Genomic DNA, 19,715 nt, shown 5'->3' on the forward strand with positions numbered 1-19,715 from the left:
CCCCGCATAAGGTCTCCCGTTGGGAGACCACAATCCTTTGCCTCCAGGACCCGGCACTTCGTGCCGGGCTTTTATAAGTCGTCCCGTTGGGACGGAAGAGACACTCACCCCTTGATCCCAAACAGCATCGTCATTCACCCCTTGATCTCCAGCAGCATCTGCGGATTATTCGGGAACTTCTTCAGGAAAAACAGCAGGCGCTCCATCGCCTCCACTGGCCGATGCCCGGAGAGGCCGCGGCGGATGAGGTGGATCTTGTGGAGCATGTGCTCCGGCAGCAGCAGTTCCTCGCGACGGGTGCCGGATTTGAAGATGTCCACGGCCGGGTAGATGTAGTTCTCGGCGATCTTGCGATCGAGCACGAGCTCCATGTTGCCGGTACCCTTGAACTCCTGAAAGATCGCTTCGTCGGCGCGACTGTTCGTTTGGATCAACGCGGTGGCGAGGATGGTCAGCGAGCCGGCATCGCGGGTATTGCGGGCGGCGGCGAAGAGACGGCGCGGGACTTCCAGCGCACCCACGGTAATGCCACCGCTGCCGATGCCACGGCTACGACCGCCTCCCGCGTTGCCATTGTAAGCACGGGCGAGACGGGTGATGGAATCCATCAGCAGGAAGACATGCTTGCCACCTTCCACGAGACGCTTGGCGCGCTCGATGCACATCTCGGCGATGCGGCAGTGATTGCGGGAGCCTTCATCATTCGAGCTCGCCCAGATCTCGGCACCCGGCAGCGTGCGGCGGAACTCGGTGACTTCCTCAGGCCGTTCATCCACCAGCAGGATCATGAGATGCATCGTCTCATCATGCAGCTCGCGCACCGCCTCGGCGATGTGCAGCAGCAGCGTGGTCTTGCCGGAGCGCGGCGGGGAAACGATCAGCCCGCGTTGGCCACGGCCGACCGGTGCCATCAGATCCAGCACGCGGGTCGTGTAGCGATCAGGCGTGGTTTCAAGAGAGATGCGCTTGCTCGGGTTCACCGCCTTGAGTTCCTCGAAGGCCGGGAACCGCTTCGCCTCATCCGGCGTGACATCATTGATGGTGGTGAGCTCGACGAGCTGCTGGCCGCGTGATCCTTCCTGGGCAAGCCCGTGGATCCACACGCCGGGGCGCAGGCCATGGCGGCGAACCATCTCAGGCGAGACAAAGACATCGTCGCGAGCTTGCTCGAAATTCTTCGAAGGCACGCGCAGGAAGCCGAAGCCCTTTGGCGCGAGTTCAAGCATGCCATTCACTTCGACCTTTGGGCCGGTGAATGCGGGTGCGCGCTCGACGGGTTCCGCGGCCTGCTGCCTTTCCGCCACCGGCGGGCGCTCGCGATCGCGATCGCGTTCACGGTCGCCGCGATCACCGCGGTCACCACGGTCACGTTCACGCTCGCCTCGTTCGGCTTGCTCCCCACCCTGCTGGTGGCTACCGCCGCCTCCGCCTTGAGGGCCACCTTGGCGGCCTTCGCGTTCGCGCTCACGGCGGCGCTTGCGACGGCGCTTGCGGCGTTCGCGATTCGCATCGGTGCGATCACCCACGCCACCAGCTCCGCCGCCGCCACTATTACCACCACCGCCACCACCGCCACTTTCCTGGCGCTGCTGCGGCGGCTGGGATTGATTCGGCTGCGGCTGGCGCTCGCGGTCGCGCTCGCGGTCCTCGCGATGCACCGGACCACCGCCCGGCACGCGACCAAAGGTCACCGGCTTGGACTCGTAGCTGGGTCCGTCTTGAGCTTGATCTTGGAAAACGGGTGGCGCCTCCGCGGCTGGCGCGGGCGCGGGTGCCGCCTTCTTTTCAGAGGCCACCTTCTTCGGCGGCGCAGCGGATGCCGGGGCAGGAGCTGGCTCGGCGATGGCAAAGGATTGCTCCACCGGTGCCGCCTTCTTTTTGGCAGCGGCCTTCTTCGCGACCTTCTTGGGTACCGCAGGCGTATCGAGCGGCAGCACTGCCTGGACGGGCGCTTGGACCGGCGCGGCCTCGACCACCTTGGCTGCCTTCTTGGCGGTGGTCTTTTTGGCTGCCGTCTTCTTCGCGACGGCTTTCTTGGCTGCCTTTTTGGCGGCCGCCTTCTTGGCGGGCTTGGCAGCATTGGGGGATGTGTCCGCGGCAGATTCGTAGCCGGCGGTGTCCTGAGTCGTGTGTTCGCTCATGCGGAAAAAAAAATTGTTAGGCGTCGAGTGCCGCGAGCACGTCGTCGGCGACTTCGAAATTGGTGAAAACGTTCAAGGTGTCGTCGTAGCCATCGAGCAGCTCGTAGAGCTTCATCACCAGACGGGCGATGTCCGGATCCTCGACGACCGAGGGATTCTGCGGGATGGAGACAAACTTTTCGGAAGCGATGGCAAACCCGGCGGCGCGCAGCCCTGCAGCCACGGCGGCAAGCTCGGTGGGCGGCGTGTAAATGACGTGCTCGGACTCATCGCTGTGCACGTCATCCGCGCCGGCCATGATCGCTGCTTCCATCATCGCATCCTCGCCGATGTCACCGGCAGGCACGCGGATTTCGCCCTTGCGGTCGAATTGGTACGACACGCTGCCCGGGGTGGCGACGCTGCCCCCATTTTTGGAAAAAATCGTGCGGATGTCCGCCGCAGTGCGGTTGAGATTGTCGGTGGCCGCCTCGATGATGAAGGCGATGCCGGACGGGCCGTAGCCCTCGTAGGAGACTTCCTGGATGGCCTCGCCGCCCAGTTCGCCGAGTCCCTTCTTGATCGCGCGGTCGATGTTTTCCTTCGGCATCGAGACCGCCTTGGCATTGTCCACGGCGGCACGTAGCCGGTGATTCATGCCGATGTCGCCGCCGCCGGAACGAGCCGCGAGCGCGATTTCATGGGCACATTTGCTGAACACGCGGCCCTTGATGGCATCGACACGCGCCTTGATGTGTTTGACCTTCGACCACTTGTTGTGACCAGCCATGAATCGCTTGGGGAAATCGGAAGAGAAGGCCGTGATCCGGCCATGCCCTTGTTAGGGTACGAGAAGAGATAAGGAGAGACGAAGCAACCGGGTTTGGGGAATTCCCTGTCCATTGCGAAACCATTCGCGACAAGGTTTTCAATCCCGGCGGCGGGCACACAACCCGCGACCGCCAACGTCCATCGGACAACCGCAAGATGCCCCCACCCCGGCAGCTTGGCAAAGCAAAAATTTCACCCCCGGAAAGTGGCCTCCATTCTGGCGCGAACCTTTTAAAAAGGCCGATTGGGATCACAGGGGCATTTGAAAAAATCCCGTGTAGAGGGGACGAGGCTTGGTTCGCGGACCCCGCGCCTTGGAATCTGCGGCTCATCGCAGCTTTTCCCGAGCCCTGGAAGGACGAGGAGAGCTGCGCCCCATTTGTACGTAGTCCCGCCTTCAGGCGGACTCGAGTGGTCCCTTCGAGTCCGCCTGAAGGAGGGACTACGAACCACCGCAGTGCATCCCCACAGGTCACTTCAGCAGGGCTCAAGTCACGCCAAGCCCACCGCACGGCGCACGCGATCGATCACCGGTGCCGCCGCGGCACGCGCCTTCTCGGCCCCCTTCGCGAGCACTTGATCGATGTATCCCGGATCCGCCAGCAGCTCCTCGCGGCGCGCACGCATCGGCTCGAAGCGCTCGAGATAAGCATCTAACAGACGCTTCTTGAAGTCACCGTAACCAATGCCGCCGCGATCAAAATCGGCTTCCATCGTGGCCACGTCGGCCTCACTCGCCATCAGCCGGTAGAGTGCCAGCAGCGTGGAATTCTCCTTCGGCTTCGGATCTTCGAGCGGCGTGGCATCGGTCACCAGCTTCTTCATGATGATCTTCTTCACCTCGGCCGGATCGGCGAAGAGCGGCAGCGTGTTGCCATAGCTCTTGCTCATCTTCTGGCCATCGACGCCTGGCACCACGGCGGCCGACTCACGGATGATCGGCTCGGGCACCACCAGCGTGCCTTCGCCGAAAGCTTCGTTGATCTTGCCGGCGAGGTCGCGGGTGATCTCCAGGTGCTGCTTCTGGTCCTTGCCGACCGGCACCTGATTCGAGTCATAGAGCAGGATATCCGCCGCCATCAGCACCGGATACGCGAACAGCCCGTGGCTCGGCGAAAAGCCATGCGCGACCTTGTCCTTGTAAGAGTGCGCCTTCTCCAACTGGCTGACCGGGCACACCGTCGAGAGGATCCACGCGAGTTCATTCACCTCCGGCACGGCGCTCTGCAGGAAGAATACCACGCGATCCGGATCGAGGCCGCAGGCGAGGAAATCGATCGCGACTTCGCGGGTGTAGGCACGGAGTTCGTCGGGATTCCTCACCGTGTTCATCGCGTGGTAGTTCGCGATGAAGTAGAAGGCCTCGCCCTGGTCTTGCAGGCGCACGGCCGGCTCCATCGCCCCGAAGTAGTTGCCGACGTGGAGTTTCCCGCTGGGTTGCAGCCCGGTCAAAATGCGCATGGGCGGGAAGATGGACAGGACCGGCCGGGGTGGTCAAGGGCACCGCCCGCTTGCGGCGGGGCGGAATCCCGCTAGCCTGTGCCATGCCCTTCGAGTGCCACGGCCAGCGCTGTCAGGTGCCACCCTGGATGCCGCGCCTGCTGTTTTTCGCGGGCCTGTATCACCTGCTTTTCGCGCTCGGGGCGGTGGCGTGGCCGCATTTCTGCTTCGATTGGGCGGGCATTCCGCGGCCGAATCCCCCGGTGCTGTGGCGCGCCGCGGGGCTGGTCTCGGCGGTTTTCGGCGTCGGCTTTCTGATCGCCGCGCGCGACCCAATCCGCCACTGGCCCCTGGTGCTGCTCGGCTTCTCAAAGGCCACGCTGGTGATCGGCCTCCTCGCCGCGTCGATCGTTGCCAGCGAGTTGCCCGCCAAATCGCTGTGGCTCGCGTTCTTCGATGACTTCATCTGGTGGTTCCCGCTCGGGGCCATCCTGTGGGCCACGGTGCAGTCCCACCTGGGCCGCCCGCCGACCCGCGAGAATCCCCTCACCGTCTCCCAGGCCTGCGAAACCTACCGGCTGTCCTCCGGCGAGACGCTGGCCGAGGCCTCCGCGAAACAGACCATGGCGGTCGTTTTTCTCCGCCACTTCGGCTGCACCTTCACCCGCCAGATCCTCACCCATCTCACCGAGCTGAAAACGGAGGCCGATCGCCACGACGCCCGGCTGGTGCTGGTCCACATGCTGCAAAAGGGCGGCGAAACCCATTACCTCGGCGAGCGCAGCGGCGTGGCCCGCATTGCCGACCCGGTGTGCGAGCTCTACCGTGCCTTCGGCCTCGGCAAGGGCGGCTTCCTCGAGCTCTTCGGCCCGCGCGTCTGGCTGCGGGGCGCCGTTTCCGTCTTCAAGGGCTGCGGCGTCGGCCATCTCGCCGGGGACGGGCTCCAGATGCCGGGTGCCTTCCTGGTGAAAGACTCCCAGGTCATCTCCAGCCAGCCGGCGAGATCCGCGTCCGACATGCCGGACCTGCCGCGGCTCTTCGATGACTTCGGCGGGCTCGTGGCGAATGTTCGCTGAAAAGCACCGAACTTGCCTTTCCCACAACTTCCGATGCACTCTGCCTCATCGCAGTTTTGCAACGATGATATGAACGTGGAATTCGAGTGCCCGGGGTGCCAGCAATCCCTCTCCGCGGATGTGCCCGCCACAGGCGTGGACGTCACCTGCCCCGCATGCAGCACGGCGTTTCACGTCGATGCCCCGGAAGTCGCAATCCCCACGGTGAAAGCCCGGATCGCGACGGCGCCGGTCACCGTCGCTCCGGCTAGTGCGCCGGTGAATCGCCCGGGTCCCGGTCCCGGCCCACGCCCGCCGGGCGGAGCGCCTCATCGCACAGCCTATCATCCGCCCCCCGCAGCAAGCTCCGGGGATGGCAAGCTGATCGCGATCATCGCCGTCGCCGTTCTGGCCCTCGCCGGCGGTGGCTACGGGATCTGGGCGGCCGCCTCGAAGGCGGAGGAGAAAAAGAAGGCCTTCTTGGCAGCGCCCACCATGCAGGAACAGGCCCGCCAGAAATTGGCCGAGCTGGCCCTCAAGGACGCCGAACGCCGCGAGCGCGAATCCGCGGAGCGCCAGAAGAACATCGAGAAAAACCGCATCGAGATCGCCAAGCGCGAGAAGGAAGACGCAGCGCGCCTCGATCGCGAGCGCGACGTGAAGCTCACCAAGATCGCGCAGGAACATTTCAACGGTGACAAGGTCGCAGCCGCCGAACTCCTCAAGGAAGCCGACGCGGTCAACGAGGAGATCAACAAGCTCTTCGCCGATAATGTCCAGGGCAACGAGCCCCAGACCCAGGCCGAATTCTATCAGACCTTCAATCGCCTCTTCGAGCGCCGCATCAAGTCGAACCCGATCATCTCCAAGGCACTTGCCGGGAACAACTCGATGACGGAATTCCTGAGCGAGTCGCCGGGCGAAGCCTTCACCAAGAATGCGGAGCTGCTAGAGAAATACGGCAGCTTCGGTTCCGGCTTCTTCATCTCCGCCGATGGCTGGCTGGTCACGAACCGCCACGTCGTGGGCAAGGCCGATACGGTGGACCTGCGCACCAGCGACGGGAAGATCGTCCCGGCCCAAGTGGTCGCCCGTGATCCGAAAAACGACCTCGCGCTGCTCAAGGCAGACGTGAAGTCGTCCACCTGGCTGCCCGTTTCCCAAGGCGGCAAGGAGCTGGAACTCGGCGACTCCGTTTTCACCATCGGCTTCCCGAATCCAGTCATGCAGGGCCTCGAGCCGAAATACACCGACGGCCGGGTCAGTAGTCGGGCCGGCATGATGGACGATGAAGCTTTCTATCAGATTTCCGTGCCGGTGCAGCCCGGCAATTCCGGCGGCCCGCTCATCGATATGGAGAGCGGCTGGGCCGTGGGCGTGATCACGCTGCGGCTGGATCGCACCTCCGACGGGCGAAATGCCGACAATGTCAGCTACGCGCTGAAAGCAGCCGTCCTCCACCAATTCGTTTCCGGCACCCCGGAGGCCGCGCCGGCACTGAAGGCCGCGGCCGCCGACAAGCCCGCCGGCGCCTCGGCCATCATCGCCCGCGCCAAGGGAGCTTCCGCCACCATCCTCGTCCCGAATTGACCGGCGGCTCCAGCACGCCAGCTTTCCCGCATGAGCAGCCCAGACGGCCCCATCGTCCTCGTCACCGGAGCGTCCAGCGGCATCGGCCGCGCGTTGTCGGAAATGTTAGTGAACCGCGGTGCCGCCGTGCTCGGCGTGACCCGCCGGCCGGAGTCGCTGCCGCCCGGCGTCGCCCCGATCCAGGCTGACCTCACGAAGCGCGACGAGATCCTCGAAGTCTTCAACCACCTCGGCCGCATCAATGCCCTGGTGAATTGCGCCGGCGTCGCCTACCTCGCCCGCATCAGCGACGGCAATCCGACCGACTGGGAGGAAATGTGGCGCGTCAATGTGATGGCGCTCGCGCTCTGCTGCCAGCTCTCGCTCCGCCATTTCCCGAAGCAGGGCGGACGCATCGTCAATGTCTCCTCGATGAGCGGCCACCGCGTCCCCCCCACCGGCGGCTTTTACGCCCCGACGAAATTCGCCGTGCGCGCCATCACCGACGCCCTGCGCAATGAACTCAAGGCCACCGGCTCGCCGGTGCAGGTCGCCTGCGTCTCGCCCGGCTTTGTCGATACCCCGCTGCTCGACCAGTACTTCCGCGGCCGCGAGGACGCCCTGCGCAAGACCCGCGACAGCATGACCATGCTCAAGCCCGAGGACGTCGCCCTGTCCATCCTCTCCATCCTCGAAGCGCCCACCCACGTCGAAATCGGCGACATCCTGATGCGCAGCAGCGACCAGCAGGCGTAGGGTGGGGGCCACTGGGAACGCGGAATTCATTCCCGCCCGAATGGGTCCTCGATGCGGAATTACCGCAAAGGCACAGAGGGAAATCCAATGGGACCGGGATGGATGAGATGGATGGGATAAGAATTCACCACCGCGCCTACGAATGGCAATGCGGCCCGCGGGAGCAAACGTTGGCGTGTTCGTTAGAACTCGGGAACCGAGGTGCGGTCCGCTTTTCCCGTGGCTTCCGCAGTGACACCACCGCGCCTACGGAACCAAATCCCCCCTCTTTTTCGCGTGATTTCGCGGTCCGATTCCTTTCTCTGGTGCCTGCTGAACGGCCACACTCCGGCTCGGCTTACCTCCCAACTTCATCCCCCCATGGACATCGACATCCGGATCATCGAGACCCGCGAGGAATTCCACGCGCTGCGCGAGCCGTGGAATGAACTCGTCGATCACATGGAGGGCAGCGAGGCCTTCTTCTGTTGGGAATGGGCAGCCGCACGGCTCGATCACGGCCACGCCGACTGCAATGAGCTGTTCATCCTCGCCGGCGAAAAGGACGGCAAGCTCGTCGCCCTTGCGCCGCTGTGCATCCAGCGCACCGGCATCGGCCCGCTCAAAGGACGGGTTGTTAGAACGATCACCGGCGACCAGGCGGACTACAGCAGCTTCTACCTGCATCGCGATGGCAATCACCGCGTGATGCTCGCCGCTCTGCTCCGCGTGCTGCACCAGCAACGCCACCGCTGGGATGTGCTGCATCTTTTCAACTTCAACTCGCGCAACCCGCAGGCCTTCCTGCTGGCCGATCTAACAGAGGCTGAGTTCGGCACCACCTGCCACTTCGGCGAGCGCGTGCTCACGCCGTATTTCCATTACGGCTCCAATGACGCGAAGATCGCCCGCTCGCGACTGAAGACCACCGAGCGCCGCGAACGCGGGCTGCGTCGCGATCACCAGGTCGAGCTGGTGATCGGCGGTGCCTTCAGCGAGGAATTCTGGCAGCGCTTCCTGGAGCTCCACCTGGCGAAGTGGCCGGAGAGCAATTTCCGCGACCCTGCCCACACCGCCTTTCTGCACGACGCCATCACGCGGCTCGAACCGCTCGGCAAGGTGGAGGTCTCGTGGCTGAGAATCGACGGTGAACTCGCCGCGCTGCACCTCGGCTTCAAGACCAAGGAAAAGATCGGATACTACATTCCCGTGGCGGATCCGAAATACCAGCAGCAGGGCATTGGCGGCATCCTGCTGAAAAACCTGATCGACCACTACGCCGGTCAGAAGCGCGAGTTCGACTTCCTCCGCGGGAACGAGCCCTACAAGTTCCACTGGACCGACAGTGTCGCGGCGAATCACCACCTGCTGGTCGGGCAAAAAAGCGTGCGCTCCCGGGTCGTGGCCGCGTTTCTCCGGGCCAAGGACCAACTGCGCGGCATAGGTGGGCTGCGGAAGCTCGTGCGGGCGGCGACGCAAGAGCGCCAACGGCGCGCCCCCTACGGGCAATCCCTTTTCATCGCCCTGGTCAACGAGCCTTTGGCCGCCCTCCAGCTATGGGCCTCGCCCCTCATCGGGGCATGACGGCCGGGCCGGGCGGACTTCTTACCGAGGACAAGCCACCCGGGTGCCACCCCGCAGCAGGGCTGCGGCCATCCAAGCGCCTTTCCCATTCGTCAGGCTGAACCAGGGACCACCGACCCTGCAAGCAGGCCGCTACGTCGTCGCTCCAACCAACCGTCGCCCGCCCTCGACACTGACCGCGGTTTTTGCTTAAGGTTCGGCGTCAGAAGCGAACCAAGGTACCGCTGTCGCTTTCTTCTCATGGGCCGTTCCGGAAAGATCCTGTTGTTCAAGTTGACGTTGGCCCTTGCTATCATCCCGGGGTGCTACTCTCTCGCGCTGTACACGCCGAGCGTGATTGTTTGGGTCGAAAGGAACCTCGTTCCCAAAAAGGCTCCGCCGTCCTCATCTCCGCCGATCATCTATTGTCATTAAGGTTGAGCTGTCTCCCGTGTGGAGGCACCGGCCGGATGAAGGAAATTGAGGCGAGGAAGCTCCCGGGACGATTTCGGGTTCAGCTCATCCGTCATTCTTATCCCATCCATCCTATCAATCCTGGTCCAGATCCTCTCCATCTGCGTGCATCCCGTTCATCTGCGGTTGGTTGATTCCCCGTCGTGGAATCGGTCGGCAAATTACCCTTCCAGATCCGTTCGCGTCGATGCGCGTCCATTCGCGGTTCCTCTTCCTCAACGCCCACCCGCGAATTCCCCTTCCCCCCGCCCCGTGCTGCCGCCAAGCTCGCCGCCACCCAACGATGCCCGGAGCACCCGTCAACATCATCTGCATGAAGTGGGGGACGCGCTACCCGTCCCGCTACGTCAATATCCTCTACCGCTCGATCGGCCGCCACCTGCACCGGCCGTTCCGCTTCGTCTGCCTCACCGACAGCAGCGAGGGCTTGGTGGATGGCATCGAGATCCACCCGTTTCCGGAGAACCCTGGCGTCACCCAGGCCCGCTGGCCGAATGTCTTCCTCAAGCTGGTGATGACCCGCGACGGCTTCGCCAACCTCGAAGGCCCCACCCTCTTCCTCGATCTCGACCTCGTCATCCTCGATGACATCGACTGCTTCTTCGACTACCAGCCGGGGAAGAACTGCATCATCCACAACTGGATCGAGCGCCGGAAGCAGATCCTCCGCAAGCGCCCCGACATCGGAAACTCCTCCATCTTCCGCTTCGAGGCCGGCAAGTCGCAGTACATCTACGATACCTTCCTGCGCGAGATGGACCGCGCCCAGGATCGCTCCATCTTCCAGACCGAGCAGGCCTTCCTCACCTATGCGATGAAGGAGCGCTACTGGTGGCCGGAGGAATGGGTGCGCAGCTTCAAATTCAACGTCCGCCCGCCCTTCCCGCTCAATCTCATCCTCGCCCCGCAGAAGCCCACGGGCGCGAAGTTCCTCATCTTCCACGGCAAGCCCGATCCGCCCGACGCCGTCGATGGCGTCACCACCGGCAAGATCCACCACAAGGTGCTCCCCGCCCCATGGGTCGCGGAGTATTGGAAGGAGTGAGTTGGCACTGAAAAAGTGCAAGCGTCCAAAACCGGGCCGCGATTCTCAAGACCATATCAGGACGATCTTCACCGTCATAGAGACTCCTTGCCGGGGACAAAAGAGATGCATAGCGTACCCCGCGAGCGCCTCGAAATCTGCCATAATAACCCAACAAGTCGGAAAGCTTCGAGACCTGTCTCCAAATAACCGTCAGCTTCGCCCTCCCCACTCCATGAACGATCACTACTGGATTCAATCTGGCTCGGACCAAAAAGGACCTTACACGCTATCACAGCTTCAGAGCATGTGGCGCGGAGGCTCGATTACCGCCGATACACTCTACTTCCAAGAAGGTCTCGAAGGCTGGGAGCCGATTTCATTGATCGCGGAAACTCTTGATCCTCCGAAGCCTGTTTTGTCCAGCACTCCAGCTTATCAAGCCCCCGCAGTTCCCCAGCAGATTAACTCCGCACAGCCTCCAAAGAACCCCGGAGTGGCTGCTGTCCTCAGCTTTTTCGTCCCCGGTCTCGGCCAGATTTACAATGGTCAGATAGGCATCGGCCTCGTCCTTTGCATCCTCACTTTCGCACTCTACTTCACCATCATTCTCGGCTTGGTGCTTCATCTTCACCTCGTGTACGACGCCTATCAAACGGCCACTAAGATAAATACTGGCAAAGCTTAGGCAGGGATCACCGGGTCCCACTCCCTGATCCATCCCTTGCGCTACACCACCATTCTCCAATTAGGGCGGCCCCGCACCGTGTCCGCCGGACTAGCTCCGTCCTATTGACCCTACTGCCCCGTCCTTCCCCGCAGCAGGGCTACTAGCTTCGAGCCCCTTCGCAAATCCGCGTCATCCTCCCGGGAAAAACGCCCCTCGCGCGCAAGATCAACCGCTCTCTCCACGAATAGAGCGTGTGACATTCCAAACGCGTTTGCTTTCCCCCGCCCTGGTCGCGCTCGGCCTCCTACTCCCCGCCGCCGCGGAGCCCCCACCCTTTCGCCAATGGGGGGCCGAGACGCAGGAGGTGCTGCACAAGGACCTGTGGCTGCCGGAAAAGAAGCTATACGCCGAGAAGATCAATCTGGAGACCGGCAAGCCCGACCATCCGTCCTTCATGTGGGGTGTGGGCGTCCAGCTCTCGGCCCTCGCCGCCGCCGCGGCCGTCGAGCCCGACAAGTATCTCACCCCGATGCGCGACTATGCCGACGCGATCCAGGTCTATTGGTGGGAGCACAAGGGCATCGCCGGCTTTGACGTGCAGCCCGGTCCAAAGGAGTCCGACCGCTACTACGATGACAACGCCTGGCTGGTGCTGGCACTGGCCGAGGTCTTCGAGGTGACGAAGGACACCAAATTTCTCGATCGCTCGGCGGCGACCTTCCGCTTCGTGATGAGCGGCGAGGACGACAAGCTCGGCGGCGGCCTCTACTGGCGCGAGCTGGAGAAGACTTCCAAGAACACCTGCACCAATGCCCCGGCCATCGTGTCCGCGCTGCGCCTCCATCAATTGACGAAGGACGACAAGCACCTTGACACTGCCAAGCGCGTCTATGCCTGGACCAAGTCAAAGCTGCAGGATTCCGACGGCCTGTATTGGGACAACATCAATCTCAGGGAGCGCGTCGACCGGCGGAAATTCAGCTACAACTCCGCGCTGATGATCCGCGCGAATTGCCTGTTTCACGAGATCACCGGCGAGGCGGCCTATCTCGATGAAGCCAAGCGCATCGCCCGCGCCGCCGAGAAACAATGGATCGCGGAAAGCGGGGCGATGTCCGACACCGGGAAGTTCGCGCACCTTCTGTTAGAGTCATTGCTGGAGCTTCACGATCGCGACAAGGACCCGCATTGGCATGAGGTCGTGACGCGCTGCCTCGTCCACCTCCACGACAAGATGCGCGATCCCAATGGCCGCTATCCACAGCGCTGGGATCGCACCTGGGGCCGGCCGATGCGCGAGCTGATGCTGCTCAGCCAGGCCAGCCCGGCGCGCATCTACTGGCTCGCCGCGCGCGAGATCGCCGCGCGTTGAGCGGCCTTTCTCTTCCCCGCCCGCCGGCTGAACCACGCGGCCACCTCCGCTCCCGCGAGGAAGGCCTGGATCGAAGCGGACAGCCAGAAAAGGAACAGCAGGAAATTCACCCCGCCACTGATGAACGACCCCCACATGCTGTTGCGGAAATAGAGATCGAGGCCGCCTTTCAACGAGATCGCCACCAGTGCCGCGAAGGCGGCCCCGGCCAGCGCGTGCCGCCACAGCGGACGGCGGCGCGGCAGGACTTTCAGGAGCAGCGCGAAAGCAAAGGTCAGCATCGCGTAGGTCGAAAGCCAGCCGAAGCGCTGGACCAGATTCAGCTTCTCCAGCCACGGCACATCGAGTCGCGACGCCACATAGGCTGCGAAGCCATCTAGCAAGGTGCCCGCTGCCAAAAGCACGCCGAACATCAGGACCAGGCCCGCACACAGGCCGCGCGATGCCAAGCGCCCCAACCAGCGCCGCGAGGGATCGGCCGGAGCCGCTTCATTCACGACATTGAGGGTCGTGCGCAATTTGGAAAGGACGTGCGAGCCGGCGTAAAACAAGGTCACCATCGCGATCACGAATGCACCCGGCTGCGACAGCGGTGCGATTCGCGCGCTCTGCAAAATGCCTTCTATCGTCCGCGCCAAATCGGCCCCCAGCACCGCGGTGAACTGTCGCTCCAGCTCCCCGTGGGCCGCCCGTTCGCCGAGCACCATGCCCGCCACCGTCACGCCGACCAGCAGCAGCGGCGGCAGCGAGATCAGCGCGTAGAAGGCCAACGCCGCCGCATTGTCCGCGTGGCGATGCAACCTCCACCGGCGGGTAAACATCCGCAAGATCAGGAAGAGGCGCAGCCGTTTCATCCGCGACATCGCCACGACCTAACACGCGGAAAGGCCTCGGCGAAAGCGCCGATTCAGCGCAGCCGGAAATCGAGCAGCGGCAGGATCGAGGAATGGTCGTCGGTCCACAGCGGTGACGCCGTATCCCCTTCCACCGCCTCCCAGTTCCCCTTTTGAGGCAAGGCGCCGAAGTCCCCGGCTCGCCGCGCCACGATCATCCAGCGGGAAGGAAATCTGCCGGCGGCCACTTCCTCGTCGGTCACCTCCTCGTCATCCCCGGCCAGGCAGACCAGACCGGCCTCATGGGCGAGGCTCGCCACCACCGGCCGCAGGTTCAGGTGCAGGTTCGAGACCTGGAAGGCAATGCGCCCGCCCGGGGCGAGCTTGCGCAGATAGAGCTGCAGGGCCTCGCGGGTCAGCAGGTGCACCGGCACGGAGTCGGAGCCATAGGCATCCAGCACCAGCAACTCGTAGCGGGCATCGGGAGCCTTCGCCAGCATCAGCCGGGCATCACCGAGGATGGTGGACACCTTCGCCGGCGATCCGGACAAGTACGAGAAGTATCGTGGATCCGCCGCGATCCGCGCGACCGCGGGATCGATTTCGTAGAAGTCGATTACCTGCCCCGGCTTGCCGTAGGCCGCCAAAGCCCCTGCCCCGAGCCCCACCGCACCGACCGGACCGGCAACACCCGCGGCGAAGATCTGCCCGAGCGGCCCCTCGGGATGATAGTAGCTCAGCGGCACCTGCGGTCGTGCGGTGTCCTGCAAGCCGTGGATCGTCTTGCCGTGGAAGAGCCGTCGCAGCCGGCCGTCATCCTCCACGCGATGGATGCCGAAGAAGCTGCGCTCGGTGAGCAGCACCCGGCTGCCCTTTTCCACCGTGAAGCCCGCGACCAACAGCACACCCGCCAGGCCAAGCGCAAAGCGAGCCCCGTGCCGCGACAGGAGAAAGCACGCCACCGCCGCGCCACCGAAGGCAGCGGTCAGCCCCAGCGGCTTCACCAATGCCAGAGCGAGCACCATCGGCACCGCCGCCCACGCCAAGTCACGCCAGCCCGCTTTTCCCGACGAAAGCCCGAGCCACGCCGCAGCAACCAGCATCAGCGGATACTCTAACACCCGGTCGAAGATCACCGGCGCGAGCAAGGCATTGAAGGCCCCGCCGAGGACACCGCCGAGGGACATCCAGAAGTAGAACTCCGTGAGCGAAGCCGCTCCCGGCCGGTCCTTCGCCAACTCGCCATGGCACACCAGCGCCGCGATGAAAAACCCTAACAGGTGAAGCGCGGCCAGCATCGACATCGGCGTCGTCGCACCGATGGCGAGCACCATGACCACGCCGACCAACACCAGCGGCAACGCCCGCTTCGCGATGCGGTGCGGGATCACCGGCCGCCGCGCAAAGACCACCATGAAGGTCGCGAGGAAAAGCGCCAGCGGCAGCACCCATAGCAGCGGCACCGCCGCGATTTCGCTGGAGAGATAGCTGGTCACGCTCAGCATCAAGCTCGACGGCACCAGTGCGCACAGCACCCAGCGCAGGCGTCGTCTGCCGGTGATTCGTTCGCGTCCCACACCCGCCGGCTCAGGCCCTCCCGCCGACCGCCAACCACAGGACATCACTCCCAAGGCCAGCAAGGCGTAGCCAGCCATCCACCACCACGCCTGGTTTCCGAGTGTTAGATGGGGCTCCACGAGCAGCGGATAGCCAAGCAGGCCCGCGAGGCTGCCGGCATTGCTGGCAGCGTAGAGGAAGTAGGGATCATCGGCATCGGGATGTCCCGTCTTGGAAAACCAATGCTGCAACACCGGACTGGTCGCCGAGACGGCGAAGAACGGCAGACCCACCGCGATCGCGAGCACGCCGATGAGCCATGGCACCGGATTGCTTTCGCCCGGCGGAGCGGCATTCGCCGGGACGGCAAACGGCAGACACGCCAGCCCCGCGACGAGCACCAGCGCATGAATGCCGAGCTGCCATTTTCTTCCCGCCCTCGATGTCAGCCAGTGCGCATACCCATAGCCCGCGAGCAGCACCGCCTGATAGAAGACCATCGCCGTATTCCACACCGCCGGTGCCCCGCCAAGCAGCGGCAGCACCATCCGCGCGAAGACGAGCTGGATAAGAAACAGCAGCGCCGCGCCGAGGAATAGGGTCAGCGTGAAGAGCGGCGCACGGCGGGCGGGCATGCCGTTCACTTCACCCATGCGGCCGCCACTTGGACAGGCCGTTTTATTTTCATGCCCCAGGCCGCATTCACTGACCCGCCGGGCCGAACTGCGAGAGCGGCGGCAGCGTGAACCACGTGCCGACCGGCATGGTCCCGCCCAGCGAGGCCTTGTTGTTGAACCAGTCCTCGGCATTCTGCAGGTTCTTGTGGCAGCCTTCGCCGAGTGCGATCACCCCCAGTTTCTCCAGCTCGATGCGGTAGTAGGGTGGAGTCTTGCGAAGGATCTCCTGGCTCTCCTTTAGGTAGTCCTGCCGGATCTCTTGAATCGCCCGCGAGTAGGTTTTGACGACCTCCATGTTATTCACCCCGATGCTGGTTCCTTCCACCCGCGCCAGCTTCTCATTGAGCTGCGCCACCGGCCCCAGGATCGAGTGGCGGCGGTAGCGGTCGAGCGCGAGCTTGTAGGTGACCGGACCCGCGAAGCGGTCGCTCAGCTTTACCGCGAAGCCGCTCTTGGTGGGCGTGGTGTTGTAGATGATCGTTAGGACCCGCACGGTATCGAGGAACTTCTGCATTTGTTCCGAGCCCTTCAGAAAGTCGGCTGCAGGGACTTGGGCCCAAGTGGCCCGCTGGAGCAGCGTGGCGCCCGCCAGTCCGCCTGCGGCTTGCTTGCGATCTTCCTGCCACAGCGTTTCCAGCGGCTTCACGCCCTCGATCCCCCACGTATTCAGACCGATGGCGGTGAAGTCCTTCGCATCTAACAGCACTCCCCCGCTGCTTCCATGCGTGGTCTTGCAACTGGTGAGCACCGCCCGCTCGGTCGCGGAAACGACGTCGCCTGGCAAGGTCTCCATCTTCTTGTCCCCGTCGTTGTCGCCGAGCGTGATGACCTTGTAGCCCTTGCCGACACTGGCCGGATCCTTGTGGAGCTTGAAAGCGAACTCGCGCGGACGCTTGAGCTCGAGCCTGACGCCATCGCCGCCGAATTGGATCAGCCGGTCCTTTCCCTTCTTGCTCGTCTTGGCAATGGTCATGGTGCCGCTGCCCTCGGCATAGCAGCCGAAACGCCCGAAACCCGCGAGGACCTTGCCTTCCATGTCCGTGAACTGGATCTTCGCGGCACCTTCGATCACGTGGGCATTCGTGTGAATCCACTGGACCCCATCCTCTTCCACCACAAACGCGGATCCGTGCGCGATCGGCTTTTCATCGGCACCGAACGTAGCGGCAAAGAAGACGCACTTGAGCGCCTCGTCGATGTTGGCCGGATTCCGGGCGAAAGCGCCGGCGGAAACGAGAAGCATGCAGCCGGCTGCAAGAGGGAAAGCGGAAAGAGATATCATGGAAGGAGGATGGATTCCCAGTCTATTGCCGCTCCGGCGGACCCGCGGCAAGTCGGAACCGGTGCATTACGGTAGCGCAGAGGACCGCGCCTCGGGCTAAACAGATACGGCTTGCACCACTCACACCCCGTCCACCTGCTGCCGTTACAAGAGTTCCGGCGGCAGCATGCTCGAGAGCTTCTTGATCGCGTCCGCCTGATGGCGGTTGGCGATGAGCAGCGCATCTTCCGTCTGCACGATGATCAGATCGTCCACCCCGAGCAGGGCGACGTGGCTGCCCTTGCGGGCGTTGAAGACGATGTTGTTCTCCGATTCGATCTCGGACACAGGAGTATTCACGCGATTGTCGCAACCGACCTTTTCCAAGTACTTGGCGACGGAAATCCAAGAGCCCACATCGTCCCAGTCGAAAGTCGCTTCGATGTTGAGAACCCGCCGGGCCTTCTCCATCAGACCGTAGTCGATCGAGATCGGGGTGAGCTTAGGAAACTGCGCCGCGACGGTGGCGGCGACGTTCGAGGAGCGGCGGATCTCGGAAATGAACGCCGCGAGTTCCGGCTGGTGGGTGCTCAGCTCGCGGATCACATTCTGGAGCGACCACACGAACATGCCGGCATTCCAGCAGAAGCCGCCTTGGGCGAGGAACTGCTCGGCGAGATCGGTGCTGGGCTTCTCGCGGAAGCGCTTCACCTCGGCCGGCATCTGGTCGCAGACCAAGCCCGGAATGGTGGCACGGGAGCCGCGCTCGATGTAGCCGTAGGACGGGCACGGCCACGTGGGCTTGATGCCGATGGTGACGAGCCCGTCGGATTTCTCAGCCGCGGCCAGCGCATCGCGCATGACGGCTTGGAAGGCACCGACGTCCTGGATCAACTGGTCAGCCGGCAGGACCATCATCAGCGCGTCGGGACAGCGCGCCGCAATGAGACCGATGCCGAGCGCCACGGCCGGAGCGGTATCACGCTTGGCGGGCTCGGCGAAAATATTCTCCGGCGGGAGCATGGACGCCACCTCGCGGACGCCGGCTTCCTGCTGGGCATTGGTCAGGATAAGGATGTTTTCCACCGGCACCAGCCCGTCGAGACGGGCAATCGTCTGCTCCAGCATGGTGGTGCCGCCAAAGAGATTGAGCAGTTGCTTCGGCTTGGCATTGCGGCTGAGCGGCCAGAAGCGGGTTCCAGAACCGCCGGCGAGGATGAGAGCGTAGGTAGTGGAGGGATCGGGCATGTCCGGCAGGAACCTAACGCTCCGGGCCGCGGGGAAAAGGGCGAATCGTAGGGCATTTTCCGGGATTGTCTGCCGCCGCGGGGATGTTAGGCTTTCTTTCATGAACCCCGATGACGACGGCGAGCGCGACTGGACGGAAGCAACAGCCTTGGCAGCCCCTGCCTTGCTGGGCGCGGCGGCCGGCCTGATCCTCGGCGAAATGATGCACGCCCGAGCGCGCCGTGGCGTGGCCATCGGCTTCGCGATGATGGGCGTGGCGACGCTGTTGCCGCTGGCGATCGGCGGCGTGGTCAATCTCGTCAACGGACCGGAAAGCAAGTTCGGTGCCCGCCGGCGGCTGCGGAAGATCCGCGACACCGGGGCTCACGGCGCCTACGACGACTACGACGAACCGCTCGGCATCTGACCTGATGCGGCTGGCGATCACCGGAACTACGGGCCGGGTCGGCCGGGCCTTGGCAGACCGCTTGGCGGCTTTCCACGAAGTCATCGAGCTACCGCGCTCACGGCTGGACCTCGGCGAGGATGGCTGCGAGCGGGTGCTGGAGACGCTGGATTTCGACGTCCTGCTGAATCCCGCCGGACTGACCAGCCTGGAGCAGTGCGAGGACCATCCGGCCCTCGCGCAGCGGGTGAATGCCGATGCCCCGGCACGTTTGGCGAAAGCATGCCAAGGGCGGCCGGTGCTCCATTTCAGCACCGACTATGTCTTCGACGGCGCGACTCCAGGCTTGAGGCACGAAGACGAGCCCCCCTCCCCTCTCTCGGTTTACGGCAAGACGAAGGCAGCCGGCGAAGCGGGCGTGCTGGCCGCGGGAGGCACGGTCTTCCGCGTGTCGTGGGTCTTCGGCCCGGAAAAGCCGGCCTTTCCGGACCAGATTGTGACGAAAGCGTTGGCCGGGCAGGATCTCGCCGCGGTGGCGGACAAGTATTCGCTGCCGTGTTTCACCCCGGACCTCTGCGGGTGGGTCGCCGGCTGGCTCGCCGCGGGCTGTCCGGGCGGAATCTTCCACGCCTGCCAAGGGGGCGAGCCGGTGAGCTGGCACCGCATGGCCCTCGAAATCGTGACGCTGCTTTCCCAAAAGGGCATCGCCGCGTCGGAGGTGAAGGCGCTGTCCATGGCGGAAATGACCGCCTTCCGCGCCCCCCGGCCCCGCCACACGGCGATGGCGACCGACCGGATGGCCGCCCTCTTGGGAAAGCCCCCCCGGGATTGGAGAGAAACCCTGCGGGAGCATGTGGAAGCACTCCTGATATCCCGTTGACCCGTACCTGGGGGCGTGGCA

At 63.9% G+C, this 19,715-nt stretch carries 16 protein-coding genes and 1 pseudogene; 9 read left to right on the plus strand and 8 right to left on the minus strand.

Features of this window, described 5'->3' with window-relative positions; genetic code table 11:
* Positions 1–134: 134 nt before the first annotated feature.
* From rho to trpS, 4 genes and pseudogenes are all read right to left on the minus strand, one after another.
* Positions 135–1,976: a transcription termination factor Rho gene (gene rho / locus OKA05_RS11715; RefSeq protein WP_264487602.1), complete on the minus strand. Its 1,842-nt coding sequence runs from the start codon at positions 1,974–1,976 to the stop codon at positions 135–137.
* A 9-nt stretch (positions 1,977–1,985) separates the two neighbouring features.
* A pseudogene (locus OKA05_RS29330) lies at positions 1,986–2,066 on the minus strand (DNA-binding protein); the annotation flags it as partial.
* Positions 2,067–2,157: 91 nt separating this feature from the next.
* Positions 2,158–2,910, minus strand: a complete 753-nt coding sequence (locus OKA05_RS11720; RefSeq protein WP_264487327.1) for a YebC/PmpR family DNA-binding transcriptional regulator — start codon at positions 2,908–2,910, stop codon at positions 2,158–2,160.
* Positions 2,911–3,443: 533 nt separating this feature from the next.
* Complete coding sequence (gene trpS / locus OKA05_RS11725; protein WP_264487328.1) at positions 3,444–4,412, minus strand: tryptophan--tRNA ligase; 969 nt, start codon at positions 4,410–4,412, stop codon at positions 3,444–3,446.
* Positions 4,413–4,495: 83 nt separating this feature from the next.
* On the opposite strand from trpS, the gene OKA05_RS11730 reads away from it, so the two are divergent.
* The 7 genes from OKA05_RS11730 (at position 4,496) to OKA05_RS11760 (ending at position 12,853) form a co-directional block, all read left to right on the plus strand.
* On the plus strand, positions 4,496–5,467 hold the full coding sequence (locus OKA05_RS11730) for a thioredoxin domain-containing protein (RefSeq protein ID WP_264487329.1): 972 nt from the start codon (positions 4,496–4,498) through the stop codon (positions 5,465–5,467).
* Between the two features lie 33 nt (positions 5,468–5,500).
* A complete protein-coding gene (locus OKA05_RS11735) occupies positions 5,501–7,036 on the plus strand; it encodes a trypsin-like peptidase domain-containing protein (protein ID WP_264487330.1) in 1,536 nt (511 codons plus the stop codon).
* A gap of 30 nt (positions 7,037–7,066) precedes the next feature.
* A complete protein-coding gene (locus OKA05_RS11740) occupies positions 7,067–7,771 on the plus strand; it encodes an SDR family oxidoreductase (RefSeq protein WP_264487331.1) in 705 nt (234 codons plus the stop codon).
* Between the two features lie 360 nt (positions 7,772–8,131).
* Positions 8,132–9,334, plus strand: coding sequence for a GNAT family N-acetyltransferase (locus OKA05_RS11745; RefSeq protein WP_264487332.1), 1,203 nt, complete (start codon positions 8,132–8,134; stop codon positions 9,332–9,334).
* Between the two features lie 736 nt (positions 9,335–10,070).
* Positions 10,071–10,832 (plus strand): hypothetical protein, encoded by a 762-nt coding sequence (locus OKA05_RS11750; protein WP_264487333.1) that lies wholly within the window; start codon positions 10,071–10,073, stop codon positions 10,830–10,832.
* Positions 10,833–11,046: 214 nt separating this feature from the next.
* Entirely contained in the window at positions 11,047–11,499 is a 453-nt protein-coding gene (locus OKA05_RS11755) for a GYF domain-containing protein (RefSeq protein ID WP_264487334.1), read from the plus strand.
* A 253-nt stretch (positions 11,500–11,752) separates the two neighbouring features.
* On the plus strand, positions 11,753–12,853 hold the full coding sequence (locus OKA05_RS11760) for a glycoside hydrolase family 76 protein (RefSeq protein ID WP_264487335.1): 1,101 nt from the start codon (positions 11,753–11,755) through the stop codon (positions 12,851–12,853).
* Here OKA05_RS11760 and OKA05_RS11765 read toward each other — a convergent pair.
* The 4 genes from OKA05_RS11765 to OKA05_RS11780 all read right to left on the minus strand — a co-directional run bounded on the left by OKA05_RS11765 (position 12,817) and on the right by OKA05_RS11780 (position 18,429).
* Positions 12,817–13,707 carry a YihY/virulence factor BrkB family protein gene (locus OKA05_RS11765; protein WP_264487336.1) on the minus strand — a complete coding sequence of 297 codons (891 nt, stop codon included), beginning with the start codon at positions 13,705–13,707 and terminating at the stop codon, positions 12,817–12,819. The two genes, OKA05_RS11760 and OKA05_RS11765, sit on opposite strands and share 37 nt — an antisense overlap.
* A 53-nt stretch (positions 13,708–13,760) precedes the next feature.
* Complete coding sequence (locus tag OKA05_RS11770) at positions 13,761–15,878, minus strand: fused MFS/spermidine synthase (protein WP_264487337.1); 2,118 nt, start codon at positions 15,876–15,878, stop codon at positions 13,761–13,763.
* A gap of 67 nt (positions 15,879–15,945) precedes the next feature.
* Entirely contained in the window at positions 15,946–17,202 is a 1,257-nt protein-coding gene (locus OKA05_RS11775) for a S1 family peptidase (protein ID WP_264487338.1), read from the minus strand.
* Positions 17,203–17,346: 144 nt separating this feature from the next.
* Positions 17,347–18,429 (minus strand): mannose-1-phosphate guanylyltransferase, encoded by a 1,083-nt coding sequence (locus OKA05_RS11780; RefSeq protein ID WP_264487339.1) that lies wholly within the window; start codon positions 18,427–18,429, stop codon positions 17,347–17,349.
* A 100-nt stretch (positions 18,430–18,529) separates the two neighbouring features.
* Here OKA05_RS11780 and OKA05_RS11785 point away from each other — a divergent pair, with 100 nt between their 5' ends.
* Both OKA05_RS11785 and OKA05_RS11790 read left to right on the plus strand, forming a co-directional pair.
* Complete coding sequence (locus tag OKA05_RS11785) at positions 18,530–18,835, plus strand: hypothetical protein (RefSeq protein ID WP_264487340.1); 306 nt, start codon at positions 18,530–18,532, stop codon at positions 18,833–18,835.
* Between the two features lie 4 nt (positions 18,836–18,839).
* A complete protein-coding gene (locus OKA05_RS11790; protein ID WP_264487341.1) occupies positions 18,840–19,694 on the plus strand; it encodes an SDR family oxidoreductase in 855 nt (284 codons plus the stop codon).
* Positions 19,695–19,715 lie beyond the last annotated feature (21 nt).

It is taken from the genome of Luteolibacter arcticus (genome assembly GCF_025950235.1).
GTDB lineage: Bacteria > Verrucomicrobiota > Verrucomicrobiia > Verrucomicrobiales > Akkermansiaceae > Haloferula > Haloferula arctica.

Coding starts and splice junctions, on each gene's coding strand:
- OKA05_RS11740 (WP_264487331.1), top strand. CDS start 7,067: ATGAGCAGCCCAGACGGCCCCATCGTCCTCGTCACCGGAGCGTCCAGC.
- OKA05_RS11785 (WP_264487340.1), top strand. CDS start 18,530: ATGAACCCCGATGACGACGGCGAGCGCGACTGGACGGAAGCAACAGCC.
- OKA05_RS11735 (WP_264487330.1), top strand. CDS start 5,501: ATGCACTCTGCCTCATCGCAGTTTTGCAACGATGATATGAACGTGGAA.
- OKA05_RS11790 (WP_264487341.1), top strand. CDS start 18,840: ATGCGGCTGGCGATCACCGGAACTACGGGCCGGGTCGGCCGGGCCTTG.
- trpS (WP_264487328.1), bottom strand. CDS start 4,412: ATGCGCATTTTGACCGGGCTGCAACCCAGCGGGAAACTCCACGTCGGC.
- OKA05_RS11775 (WP_264487338.1), bottom strand. CDS start 17,202: ATGATATCTCTTTCCGCTTTCCCTCTTGCAGCCGGCTGCATGCTTCTC.
- OKA05_RS11750 (WP_264487333.1), top strand. CDS start 10,071: ATGCCCGGAGCACCCGTCAACATCATCTGCATGAAGTGGGGGACGCGC.
- OKA05_RS11780 (WP_264487339.1), bottom strand. CDS start 18,429: ATGCCCGATCCCTCCACTACCTACGCTCTCATCCTCGCCGGCGGTTCT.
- OKA05_RS11755 (WP_264487334.1), top strand. CDS start 11,047: ATGAACGATCACTACTGGATTCAATCTGGCTCGGACCAAAAAGGACCT.
- OKA05_RS11720 (WP_264487327.1), bottom strand. CDS start 2,910: ATGGCTGGTCACAACAAGTGGTCGAAGGTCAAACACATCAAGGCGCGT.
- OKA05_RS11770 (WP_264487337.1), bottom strand. CDS start 15,878: ATGCCCGCCCGCCGTGCGCCGCTCTTCACGCTGACCCTATTCCTCGGC.
- OKA05_RS11765 (WP_264487336.1), bottom strand. CDS start 13,707: ATGAAACGGCTGCGCCTCTTCCTGATCTTGCGGATGTTTACCCGCCGG.
- OKA05_RS11745 (WP_264487332.1), top strand. CDS start 8,132: ATGGACATCGACATCCGGATCATCGAGACCCGCGAGGAATTCCACGCG.
- OKA05_RS11730 (WP_264487329.1), top strand. CDS start 4,496: ATGCCCTTCGAGTGCCACGGCCAGCGCTGTCAGGTGCCACCCTGGATG.